Annotated in this window: 5 protein-coding genes and 1 riboswitch; of the genes, 4 read left to right on the forward strand and 1 reads right to left on the reverse strand. The window is 71.3% G+C overall.

All coding sequences use genetic code 11. The features are described 5' to 3' along the window. Positions 1 to 138 precede the first annotated feature (138 nt). Positions 139 to 1,746: a metallophosphoesterase family protein gene (locus AB0M63_RS07215; RefSeq protein WP_366018709.1), complete on the reverse strand. Its 1,608-nt coding sequence runs from the start codon at positions 1,744 to 1,746 to the stop codon at positions 139 to 141. Positions 1,747 to 2,128: 382 nt separating this feature from the next. Between AB0M63_RS07215 and AB0M63_RS07220 the strand changes: the two genes are divergently transcribed. From AB0M63_RS07220 to metE, 4 genes are all read left to right on the forward strand, one after another. Then, entirely contained in the window at positions 2,129 to 3,934 is a 1,806-nt protein-coding gene (locus AB0M63_RS07220; RefSeq protein ID WP_366018710.1) for a methylmalonyl-CoA mutase subunit beta, read from the forward strand. Positions 3,935 to 3,942: 8 nt separating this feature from the next. Then, positions 3,943 to 6,120, forward strand: a complete 2,178-nt coding sequence (gene scpA, locus AB0M63_RS07225) for a methylmalonyl-CoA mutase (protein WP_355907434.1) — start codon at positions 3,943 to 3,945, stop codon at positions 6,118 to 6,120. Beyond that, positions 6,117 to 7,121, forward strand: a complete 1,005-nt coding sequence (gene meaB / locus AB0M63_RS07230; RefSeq protein ID WP_366018711.1) for a methylmalonyl Co-A mutase-associated GTPase MeaB — start codon at positions 6,117 to 6,119, stop codon at positions 7,119 to 7,121. Before scpA ends, meaB begins: the two co-directional genes overlap by 4 nt. Continuing rightward, positions 7,120 to 7,344, forward strand: a riboswitch (cobalamin riboswitch). (Overlaps the previous gene by 2 nt.) Before the next feature lie 142 nt (positions 7,345 to 7,486). After that, positions 7,487 to 9,805 carry a 5-methyltetrahydropteroyltriglutamate--homocysteine S-methyltransferase gene (metE, locus tag AB0M63_RS07235; protein WP_366018712.1) on the forward strand — a complete coding sequence of 773 codons (2,319 nt, stop codon included), beginning with the start codon at positions 7,487 to 7,489 and terminating at the stop codon, positions 9,803 to 9,805. Positions 9,806 to 9,842: the final 37 nt, after the last annotated feature.

A 9,842-nucleotide genomic window follows, 5' to 3' on the forward strand; every position in this document is an offset into this window, starting at 1 on the left:
CGCGTTTCGTAAGGACCGGAACACCGCCGGACGGTGGTCACTCCCTGTAGTTATAGCTGACGGACGGTGAGTTCGGATCCTGTACGGCGGCGGCCCCGCACACCCACCGGTCGATGTGGACGTGCGGGACCGCGCTGGTCAGCTGTGGCCGTCGGAGCGCTTGCGGTGGAGGGTGAAGTTCTCGAACACCGACAGGTCGCCGTTCGGCTTGTTCACGTTGTAGTAGGTCACGTGCATGCGGGTGATGTCACCGGCGTGCCGGCCGGGGTCGACGGTGAAGGCGGCGAAGCCGTAGGGGTGGTCGGTGTCCCGGACGCCCATCCAGACCGCCTGCTCCTTCACATAGGTGGAGGTGCGCTTGCCGTTGGAGCCGGCGGTCGCCGACACGGCGGTGATCACCTTGCCGGTGCCGTCCTTGAAGAAGCTCTGGTTCGTGGTGCCCGAGACCCCGCCGCCGCCGAGGACCATGTGCACGGTGCCGAGACCGGTGTCGATGTCGTCGGTGGCCGTGGAGACGGGGTTGGGGGTGAGCGTCTCGGTGCCGCTGACGACTCCGCGGACGGCCAGGGAGCGCTCGTAGTTGTGCTCGTGGCCGCACAGCACCAGGTCGACGCCGTAGCGGTCGAACAGCGGGCCGTACTTCTGGCGCAGGCCGAGGTCGGCGCCGTTGGCGTCGGTGGAGCTGACCATGACCTGGTGCATGGCGACGACGATCCAGTCGGTGTCGCGCGAGGCGCGGGCCGCCTCCAACTCCTTCTCCAGGAAGGCGAGTTGGCGTCCGCCGGAGTAGCCGTTGATGTAGACGTCGCCGCCGTCCTGGAGGCAGTTGTCGTCGTTCTGCAGCACGATCACCCGGACGGATCCGGCGGTGAACGCGTAGTAGAGGCCCGCGAGTTCGGCGTCGGTCTCGGTGGACGGGAGGGAGAAGTAGGCCTGGTAGGCGCCGAGTCCGATCGGGCCGTTGGCCTTCTCGATCTCGTGGTTGCCGGCCGCCGGCATCCAGGGGCGGAAGCGGGCCGAACGGGTGTTGTTGGTGAAGAAGTTGTTCCAGGTGCGCACCCGGTCGACGTCCAGGTTGGCGTAGCAGAGGTCGCCGTTGAGCAGGTGGAAGAGGGGGGCGACCTGCTCGATGCCGGTGACGATGTCCTTCGTCGCGGGGGTGGAGTTCGCGTCGAGCCCGACCGTGCCGTTGGCCGCCCAGGTGACCTGCGGGGCGGACTGGTCGCCGAAGCTGGTGAAGGTGAGGGGCTTGCGTCCTCGCGGGGCGGTGCGGAAGGTGCCGCTGTCGGGCGTCGCCCCGTCGTGGGTGGCGAGGTAGAGGTAGTCGGTGTCCGGCGAGAGGCGGTTCAGCGCGGCGTGGTGGACGTGGACGGTGCGGCTGGAGGTGCCGTCGACGTAGGTGACGGTGCGGGCCTTGGCGCTGGAGCCGAAGCCGTGCTCCAGCGTGCCGTAGCGCACGACGGGTCTGTTCACCGGTTTGTCGGTGATCCACGAGACCGTCATCTGGGTGCGCGGGTCCGCCCCGAAGGTGAGGTGCAGGCCCTGGACCGGGGTTGAGCCCGAGGAGTCCGCGGTGAGGTGCAGTGCCGGGGCGTCGAGCGGGGCGGCCTGCGCCGTTCCTGCTCCCAGCAAGGGGGTGACGGCCGCGCCGGCGCCGGCCGTACCGAGGAGTCCCAGCGCGTGACGCCGGCTGACCCCCTCCGACGACTGTTCCGACCCGTCCGGCGTCTCTGTCTGTGCGGTCATGGTGCCCTCCCTGGCGAGCAGTTGAGCTGACAACGTCCGCACCCTGGCGCTCGCCGGCGGCCCCTGAGTGAACAGCGCGTTGCCAGAGGGTCATTGCGGCGCCAGGGGCCGGCCGCGGGGCCGATTCTTGCCACGGGCTTTGCCAGGAGCCGCCCCTTCGTTGGCACGGACGGGCGGCCGGGCGCGGGTCGAGGAATCATTTCCGGCCACTGCCGTCGCCAACTCCTGGTCCGCCGCGAGCCGCTGGACGACGCGAGCCGCGGCCACCTCGGGATACGGCAGCCCCACCCACGCGTGCGGAGTGGTCTAGACCGCCCGGCGAGGCAAAGGTCACAGCCGCGCCCTCTGCTGCTCACCTGCGCTTTTGCCCTAGCATCCGAGCATGACGGTCCTGCCTGACGACGGGCTCTCGCTGGCCGCCGAGTTCCCTGACGCGACCCATGAGCAGTGGCAACGCCTGGTGGAGGGCGTACTGCGCAAGTCCGGCAAGGAAGTCTCGGGCACGGCAGCGGAAGACGCCCTGTCCACCTCGCTGGAGGACGGGCTGCGCGCCCGTCCCCTGTACACCGCGGACGACTCCGCGCCCGAGCCCGGCCTCCCCGGTTTCGCCCCGTTCGTACGGGGTGGCCGCGCCGAGGGCAACACCCTCGGCGGCTGGGACGTACGACAGCGCCACACGACCGCCGACGGCGCCGCGGTCCTCGGGGACCTGGAGAACGGCGTCACCTCGCTGTGGCTAATCGTGGGCGAGCACGGTATCCCGGTCGCACAGCTCGACAGCACCCTCACCGGTGTCTTTCTGGACCTGGCCCCCGTCGTCCTCGACGCCGGCCCCGAAGTCGCGTCCGCCGCAGGCGAGTTGCTACGGCTGTACGAGGAGCGCGGGGTCGACCCGCGGGCCGTGCGCGGCAACCTGGGCGCCGACCCGCTGGGCTTCGCGGCCCGTACCGGCGGCGAGGCCTTCGACTTCGCGCCGGTCGCCGCGCTCGCCCGGCGCTGCGCCGAGGAGTACCCGGGGCTGCGGGCGCTCACCGTGGACGCGCTGCCCTACCACGAGGCCGGCGGTTCGGCGGCGCAGGAGCTGGGCGCCTCGCTGGCCACCGGTGTCGCCTATCTGCGGGAGCTGACCGAGGCCGGGCTCAGCGTCGAACAGGCCGTGTTCCAGCTGGAGTTCAGGTACGCGGCCACCGCCGACCAGTTCCTCACCGTCGCCAAGCTGCGCGCGGCGCGCCGGCTCTGGGCGCGGGTCGCCGAGGTCTGCGGGGCGCCGGGCGGTCAGGTGCAGCACGCGGTGACCTCGCCGGTGATGATGTCCCGCCGTGACCCGTGGGTGAACATGCTGCGCACCACGATCGCCACACTGGCCGCCGGGGTGGGCGGCGCCGAGTCCGTCACCGTGCTGCCCTTCGACCACGCGCTGGGCCGGCCGGACGCCTTCGCCCGCCGGATCGCCCGCAACACCTCGACGATCCTGGTCGAGGAGTCGCACCTGTCCCGGGTGATCGACCCGGCCGGCGGCTCGTGGTACGTGGAGCGCCTCACGGACGAACTCGCCCACGCGGGCTGGGAGTTCTTCCAGCACATCGAGCAACTCGGCGGCCAGGCAGCCGCGTTGCGTTCCGGCCGCCTCGGCGAGGACCTGGCCGCCACCTGGGCGGCCCGCAGCGCGAAGCTCGCCGAGCGGCGCGAACCCATCACCGGCGTCAGCGAGTTCCCCAACCTCGCCGAACGCCTCCCCGAGCGCGCACCGGCCCCCGCCGAACCCTCCGGCGGACTGCCGCGCGTCCGCCGCGACGAGGCCTACGAGGCGCTGCGCGCCCGCTCCGACGCCCATCTCGCGGCGACCGGCTCCCGGCCGCGGATCTTCCTGGCCGCCCTCGGCCCGGCCGCCGCGCACACCGCCCGCCTCACCTTCGCCTCGAACCTGTTCCAGGCGGGCGGCATCGAGCCCGTCACCGAGGGCGAGTTCGCGGACAGCGGGGCCACCGAAGCCTGTCTGTGCTCCAGCGACGCGCTGTACGAGGAGCAAGCGGCCGATGTCACCGGGGAGTTGAAGTCCGCCGGTGCCGGACATGTGTTCCTCGCGGGCCGACCCGCTCAGTACACGGGTGTCGACGCCTATGTCTTCGCGGGCTGTGACGCCGTGGCCGTACTGTCCGCCACCCTCGACCGCATGGGAGTGTCCTGATGGCAGCGATGGGGCGCATCCCCGACTTCTCCGGGATCGAGCTGGGGGCCCCGGCCGCCGAGGCCGGCCCCGACGAGTGGCGTGACGCCGTCAAGAAGGCGGCGGGCGGCGACGATCTGCTCTGGGAGACCCCGGAGGGCATCGCGGTCAAGCCGCTGTACACCGGGCAGGACCTGGAGGGCCTGGACTTCCTGGGCACCTACCCGGGCATCGCGCCCTATCTGCGCGGCCCGTACCCGACGATGTACGTCAACCAGCCCTGGACGATCCGCCAGTACGCGGGCTTCTCCACCGCCGAGGAGTCCAACGCGTTCTACCGGCGCAATCTGGCCGCCGGTCAGAAGGGCCTGTCGGTCGCCTTCGACCTGCCCACGCACCGCGGTTACGACAGCGACCACCCGCGTGTGACCGGTGACGTCGGCATGGCGGGTGTCGCCATCGACTCGATCTACGACATGCGGCAGTTGTTCGACGGCATCCCGCTGGACAAGATGACCGTCTCGATGACGATGAACGGCGCCGTGCTGCCCGTGCTCGCGCTCTACATCGTGGCGGCGGAGGAACAGGGCGTACCGCCCGAGAAGTTGGCCGGGACCATCCAGAACGACATCCTCAAGGAGTTCATGGTCCGCAACACCTACATCTATCCGCCGAAGCCGTCGATGCGGATCATCTCCGACATCTTCGCCTTCACCTCGCAGCGGATGCCGCGCTACAACTCCATCTCCATCTCCGGCTACCACATCCAAGAGGCGGGCGCGACGGCCGACCTGGAGCTGGCGTACACCCTCGCGGACGGGGTGGAGTACATCCGGGCGGGCCGCGAGGCGGGGATGGACGTGGACACGTTCGCGCCCCGGCTGTCGTTCTTCTGGGCGATCGGCATGAACTTCTTCATGGAGATCGCGAAGCTGCGGGCGGCGCGGCTGCTGTGGGCGAAGCTGGTGAAACAGTTCGATCCGCAGAACGCCAAGTCCCTCTCCCTGCGCACCCATTCGCAGACCTCGGGCTGGTCGCTGACCGCGCAGGACGTGTTCAACAACGTCACGCGTACGGCCGTGGAGGCGATGGCGGCCACCCAGGGCCACACGCAGTCGCTGCACACCAACGCCCTCGACGAGGCGCTCGCGCTGCCCACCGACTTCTCGGCGCGCATCGCCCGCAACACCCAACTGCTGATCCAGCAGGAGTCCGGCACCACCCGGGTGATCGACCCGTGGGGCGGCAGCGCATACGTCGAGAAGCTGACGTACGACCTCGCGCGCCGGGCCTGGCAGCACATCGAGGAGGTCGAGGCGGCGGGCGGCATGGCCAAGGCCATCGACGCGGGCATCCCCAAGCTGCGCATCGAGGAGGCGGCGGCCCGCACCCAGGCGCGCATCGACTCCGGGCGCCAGCCGGTCATCGGTGTCAACAAGTACCGGGTGGAGACCGACGAGCAGATCGACGTCCTCAAGGTCGACAACTCCTCCGTACGCACCCAACAGATCGAGAAACTGCGGCGGTTGCGCGCGGAGCGCGACGAGCAGGCCTGCCAGGACGCGCTGCACGCGCTGACCCGGGCGGCCGAAGGCACCGGCAATCTCCTGGAGTTGGCGGTGGACGCGGCCCGGGCGAAGGCGACGGTCGGCGAGATCTCCGACGCGCTGGAGAAGGTGTACGGGCGGCACGCGAGCCAGATCCGTACCATCTCCGGTGTGTACCGCACCGAAGCCGGCGAGTCCCCGTCCGTCGAGCGCACCCGCGCCCTGGTGGCCGAGTTCGAGGAGTCCGAGGGCCGCCGCCCGCGCATCCTGGTCGCCAAGATGGGCCAGGACGGCCACGACCGGGGCCAGAAGGTGATCGCCACCGCCTTCGCCGACCTCGGCTTCGACGTCGACGTCGGCCCGCTGTTCCAGACTCCGGGCGAGGTGGCCCGTCAGGCCGTCGAGGCGGACGTGCACGTCGTCGGGGTGTCCTCGCTGGCCGCCGGACACCTCACCCTCGTACCGGCGTTGAAGGAGGCCCTCGCCGAGGAGGGCCGCGAGGACATCATGATCGTGGTCGGCGGGGTGATCCCGCCGCAGGACGTGCCCACGCTCCTGGAGATGGGCGCGGCTGCCGTGTTCCCGCCCGGGACGGTGATCCCGGACGCGGCGTACGACCTGGTCGAGCGGCTGGCCGCCGACCTCGGGCACAGCCGGTGATCGATGTCGACACCTATGTGAAGGGCGTCCTCGACGGGAAGCGGGCGCTGGTGGCCCGCGCCATCACGCTCGTCGAGTCGACGAGGCCCCAACACCGGGTCATGGCACAGGAGTTGCTGACCGAGCTGCTGCCGCACAGCGGGCGGGCGCGACGGATCGGCATCAGCGGGGTGCCGGGCGTGGGCAAGTCGACGTTCATCGACGCGTTCGGCACGCTGCTCACTTCGCTGGGGTTCCGGGTCGCGGTGCTCGCCGTCGACCCGTCGTCGACCCGGACTGGCGGGTCGATCCTCGGCGACAAGACCCGCATGGAGCGGCTGGCGGTCGACCCGGCGGCCTTCGTCCGGCCCTCCCCCACGGCCGGCACGCTCGGCGGGGTCGCGAAGGCGACCCGGGAGTCGATCGTGGTGATGGAGGCGGCGGGCTACGACGTCGTGCTCGTGGAGACGGTCGGTGTCGGCCAGTCCGAGACCGCCGTGGCCAACATGGTCGACTCCTTCCTGCTGTTGACGCTCGCCCGCACCGGGGACCAGTTGCAGGGCATCAAGAAGGGCGTACTGGAACTCGCGGACGTCATCGCCGTCAACAAGGCCGACGGCCCGCACGAACGCGACGCGCGGGGCGCGGCACGGGAGTTGGCGGGCGCGCTGCGGCTGATGCATCCCGCCGACGCGGCCTGGACGCCGCCGGTGCTGAGTTGCAGCGCCCGTGAGTCGACCGGCCTGGACACGGTGTGGGAGCGACTCGAACAGCACCGGACCCTCCTCGACTCCACCGGCCGGCTCGCCGCCAAGCGGCGCGACCAGCAGGTGGACTGGACCTGGACAATGGTCCGCGAGGAGCTGCTCGGCCGGCTGCGCTCCGACCCGGCCGTACGCGCTCTCGGTCCCGCGCTCGAACAGCAGGTCAGGGACGGCGAGTTGACCGCGACCCTGGCCGCCGAGCGCATCCTGGGGGCGTTCGGGAGCGACACCGGTGAGAACCCTCGCCCCACCCCGTAAGCTGGGCCGTGCAGTTGGTTCGCCCCGTCCGCCAGACGGGATGCGTCGCAAGAGGGAACCCGGTGGAAATCCGGGACTGCCCCGCAGCGGTGAGTGGGAACGACCGCCGTCATACGCACTGGGCCCGAGACAACAGGGCCTGGGAAGCGACGGCCAGTAGGTGTCCTCCGTACGGAGGGCGCGCCCACGAGTCCGAAGACCTGCCAACCGCCCGTGCGCGAAGGACTCGCGCGCGGAGTCCCGGTGACCTCGTGGGCGGGTCGGCGTACACATCGGCGGGCACGACAGCCGTCCGGTCTGGCGTTCCTTCGCGCTCTCGTCCCGTCGCCGGGATCTCAGGGAGACAGCTCGCGAAGGAGAGTTCCGTGACAACGAAGTCCGCAGCCGCGGCAGCACGGGCCACCGTGTACGGCTACCCCCGTCAGGGGCAGGGCCGGGAACTGAAGAAGGCCGTCGAGGGGTACTGGCAGGGCCGCGTCGACGCCGACGCTCTGAGGGCCACCGCCGCCGAACTGCGCGGCGCCACCTGGCGGCAACTGGCCGGGGCCGGCCTCCACGAAGTACCGACCGGCGACTTCTCGTACTACGACCATGTGCTGGACACCAGCGTCATGGTCGGCGCGATCCCCGCCCGCCATCGCGCCGCCGTCGAACTCGACGCGCTGGACGGGTACTTCGCGATGGCGCGCGGCACCCAGGACGTGGCGCCGCTGGAGATGACGAAGTGGTTCGACACCAACTATCACTATCTGGTCCCGGAGTTGGGACCGGATACGGTCTTCACCGCCGATTCCACCAAGCAGGTCGGCGAACTCCGTGAGGCCCTCGCGCTGGGTCTCGCCGCCCGACCCGTCCTGGTCGGCCCGGTCACCTATCTGCTGCTCGCCAAGCCCGCGCCCGGTGTGTCCCCGGACTTCGATCCGCTGACCCTGCTGGACCGGCTGCTGCCGGTGTACGCCGAGGTCCTCGCCGATCTGCGGGCGGCGGGCGCGGAGTGGGTGCAGCTCGACGAGCCCGCCCTGGTCCAGGACCGCACCCCGGCCGAACTGGCCGCCGCCACGCGGGCCTACGGCGATCTCGGGGGCCGCACCGACCGGCCGAAGCTCCTGGTCGCCTCCTACTTCGACCGGCTCGGCCAGGCGCTGCCCGTGCTCGCCAAGGCGCCGGTGGAGGGGCTCGCGCTCGACTTCACCGAGGCCGCCGCCGCGAACCTGGACGCCCTGGCCGCGGTGGGCGGGCTGCCCGGCAAGCGGCTGGTCGCCGGGGTCGTGAGCGGCCGCAACATCTGGGTGAACGATCTCACCAAGTCCCTTGCCACGCTGGGCACTCTGCTCGGTCTCGCCGACCGGGTCGACGTGGCCGCCTCCTGCTCGCTGCTCCATGTGCCGCTCGACGCGGCGGCCGAGCGGGACATCGAGCCGCAGATCCTGCGCTGGCTCGCGTTCGCCCGGCAGAAGACGGGCGAGATCGTCACCCTCGCCAGGGGGCTGGCCCAGGGCACCGACACGATCGCCGCCGAACTCGCCGCCAACCGCGCCGACCTGGCCTCCCGCACCGGTTCGACACTCACCCACGACCCCGCCGTACGGGCCCGGGCCGCCGCCGTCACGGACGCGGACGCCCGCCGCGCGCAGCGCTACCCCGAGCGGGCCGCCGCCCAGCGTGCGCACCTCGCACTGCCGCCGCTGCCGACCACCACCATCGGCTCGTTCCCGCAGACCGCCGAACTGCGCACCGCACGGGCCGACTTGAGAGCACGGCGGATCGACACGACCGGGTACGAGGAGCGCATCAGGGCCGAGATCCAGGAGGTCATCTCCTTCCAGGAGAAGACCGGCCTCGACGTCCTGGTGCACGGCGAACCCGAACGCAACGACATGGTCCAGTACTTCGCCGAGCAGCTCACCGGCTATCTCGCCACCCGGCACGGCTGGGTCCAGTCCTACGGCACCCGGTACGTCCGCCCGCCGATCCTGGCCGGCGACATCTCCCGCCCGGACCCGATGACGGTACGCTGGACGACGTACGCCCAGTCGCTCACCTCACGCCCGGTCAAGGGCATGCTCACCGGACCGGTCACCATGCTCGCCTGGTCCTTCGTCCGCGACGACCAGCCGCTCGCCGAGACCGCCCGCCAGGTGGCGCTCGCCCTGCGCGACGAGGTCGACGACCTTGAGGCGGCCGGGACTTCGGTCATCCAGGTCGACGAACCCGCCCTGCGCGAGACCCTGCCGCTGCGGGCCGCCGACCACCCCGCCTATCTGGCCTGGGCGACGGAGGCGTTCCGGCTGACCACCAGCGGGGTGCGGCCGGAGACGCAGGTCCACACCCATATGTGCTACGCCGAGTTCGGCGACATCGTCGGGGCCATCGACGACCTCGACGCGGACGTCATCAGCCTGGAGGCGGCCCGCTCCCACATGCAGGTCGCTCGTGAGCTGGCCGGGCACGGCTATCCGCGCGAGGCGGGACCCGGCGTGTACGACATCCACTCGCCGCGCGTACCGAGTGCGGACGAGGCGGCGGCCTTGCTGCGCAAGGGGCTTGAGGCCATCCCGGCGGAGCGGTTGTGGGTCAACCCGGACTGCGGTCTGAAGACCCGCGGCTGGCCCGAGACCCGGGCGTCCCTGGAGAACCTGGTGGCGGCGGCCCGCACGGTCCGTACGGAACTCGCCGGTTCCTGACCCGTCGGCGGGGGCGGCCGGGAGGACACCCTCCCGG

This window comes from Streptomyces sp. NPDC051576, from assembly GCF_040681835.1.
Taxonomy (GTDB): Bacteria; Actinomycetota; Actinomycetes; order Streptomycetales; family Streptomycetaceae; genus Streptomyces.